The following is a 2,154-nucleotide window of genomic DNA, read 5'->3' as shown; positions in this document are numbered from 1 at the left end:
TATAGCTGCCGCCAGTTTTGTTAGGACAAAATCAAAACCCCAGAGAGAGTTGCCGTGCTCCGCGCGGCAACTCTCTCTGGGGTTTATGTTCTGATATAGTTGGCAGGCGGCAGCTATAAAACCAAAGAGGGGAATGGCGGCGCAAAGCGCCGCCATTCCCCTCTCTAGCCAGCGAACATGAAAGCATTGACCTTGCTTTTTGGGTTTTAGCTTTTTAGGTTTTATCAGAATCAATCGGAATCAATCGGAGGGAATAGTTTATTATGTTGATACAAATAAAATAATTAGACCTATTGGTCGATTCTGACGCAGTTATTTCCTCACATTACCTTAAGTATTTTGAGTGGTAAGCAAAGTCAGGATCAATTATCATAAATTAAAATTAAGAATCGTTAAGATCTTACTCACTACATAGATTAAGGAACATTTGCAATGGGATTACCCTGGTATCGAGTGCATACAGTTCTCCTGAACGATCCAGGAAGACTGATCGCCACGCACCTGATGCACACTGCTCTCGTAGCAGGGTGGGCAGGCTCGATGGCACTTTATGAGCTAGCAATTTTTGACCCCAGTGACCCCGTCCTCAACCCCATGTGGCGGCAAGGTATGTTCGTCATGCCCTTCATGACCCGTCTTGGTATTACCAACTCTTGGAGTGGCTGGACTATCACTGGCGAACAAGTTGCCGACCCTGGTTTTTGGTCTTTTGAAGGTGTCGCTCTAGCCCACATCGTCCTTTCTGGTTTACTTTTCCTAGCTGCCATTTGGCACTGGGTTAACTGGGATTTAGAACTATTTAGAGATCCTCGCACAGGTGAGCCAGCTTTGGACTTGCCGAAGATGTTCGGTATTCACCTTTTCCTATCTGGTTTACTCTGCTTTGGTTTTGGTGCATTCCACCAAACAGGACTCTTTGGCCCTGGCATGTGGGTATCTGATGCCTATGGCTTAACTGGTCATGTTGCACCCGTAGCACCTGAATGGGGGCCAAATGGGTTTAACCCCTTCAATGCTGGCGGTATCGTGGCTCACCATATTGCTGCTGGTATCGTTGGTATCGTCGCGGGTCTATTTCACTTGACAGTGCGTCCACCAGAGCGTTTATACAAAGCCCTGCGTATGGGTAACATCGAAACCGTTCTCTCTAGCAGCATTGCAGCGGTATTCTTTGCCGCCTTTGTCGTTGCTGGAACCATGTGGTATGGCTCGGCAGCAACTCCCATCGAGTTATTTGGCCCTACCCGCTATCAATGGGATAGCAATTCCTTCCAGCAAGAAATTTCTCGCCGCGTTCAAACTGGCATCAATGCTGGATTGAGTGCTGAAGATGCTTGGTCGAAGATTCCTGATAAACTTGCTTTCTATGACTATGTTGGTAACAGCCCTGCTAAAGGTGGTTTGTTCCGCGTCGGTCCCATGAATAATGGTGATGGTATTGCCCAAGGTTGGCAAGGGCATCCTATTTTCAAAGATGGTGAAGGTCGTGAGTTGAGCGTCCGCCGCTTGCCTAATTTCTTTGAAACTTTCCCTGTTGTTCTTCAAGACCAAGATGGTGTGGTTAGAGCTGACATTCCTTTCCGTCGCGCTGAATCAAAGTACAGTGTTGAACAAACTGGTGTTACTGTCTCCTTTGTCGGTGGAGAGTTAAATGGTAAGTCTTTTACCGATGCCCCAACCGTTAAGAAGTATGCACGCCAAGCTCAGCTAGGTGAAATCTTTGAATTTGACCAAGAAAAGAATAATTCTGATGGTGTATTCCGTACTAGCCCTCGTGGTTGGTTCACTTTCGGACATGCAGTATTTGCTCTGTTCTTCTTCTTCGGTCATATTTGGCATGGTGCTCGTACCTTGTTCCGCGATGTGTTTGCTGGGGTTGACCCAGAACTCAGCGAAGAGCAAGTTGAATGGGGTGCATTCCAAAAAGTTGGTGACAAAACTACTCGCGCTGTTGAGGCATAAAATTCAATGGAAGCTCTTACTTATACCTTTATTTTCGCTTGTTTGATTGGTTTGTTCTTCTTTGCAATCTTCTTCCGCGAACCACCTAAGGTTCCTTCTAAAGATAAGAAGTAATTTCTATAAACAAAAAGCCCGCCTAGGCGGGCTTTTTGTTTAGAAAATGTGTGATTTTATAGCTATAGTCAGTAATAT

3 protein-coding genes are annotated in these 2,154 nt (G+C 45.8%); 2 read left to right on the top strand and 1 reads right to left on the bottom strand.

What is annotated here, in order from left to right; all coding sequences use genetic code 11:
- On the bottom strand, window positions 1–234 hold a 234-nt coding region (locus AC805_RS26770), incomplete at its 3' end, for a hypothetical protein (protein WP_231662548.1).
- 198 nt (window positions 235–432) lie between these two features.
- Between AC805_RS26770 and psbB the strand changes: the two genes are divergently transcribed.
- Together psbB and AC805_RS24615 are read left to right on the top strand one after the other, a co-directional pair.
- The gene (gene psbB, locus AC805_RS08860; RefSeq protein WP_055075091.1) at window positions 433–1,962 is read left to right on the top strand and encodes a photosystem II chlorophyll-binding protein CP47; all 1,530 of its coding nucleotides are present in this window, start codon (window positions 433–435) and stop codon (window positions 1,960–1,962) included.
- A gap of 6 nt (window positions 1,963–1,968) precedes the next feature.
- Entirely contained in the window at window positions 1,969–2,076 is a 108-nt protein-coding gene (locus AC805_RS24615; protein ID WP_071590185.1) for a photosystem II reaction center protein T, read from the top strand.
- Window positions 2,077–2,154: the final 78 nt, after the last annotated feature.

The organism is Pseudanabaena sp. 'Roaring Creek', assembly GCF_001402795.1.
Classification (GTDB): domain Bacteria; phylum Cyanobacteriota; class Cyanobacteriia; order Pseudanabaenales; family Pseudanabaenaceae; genus Pseudanabaena.
The sequence above is the reverse complement of the archived record's forward strand: the minus strand, read 5'-3'. Positions and strand labels throughout refer to the sequence as shown.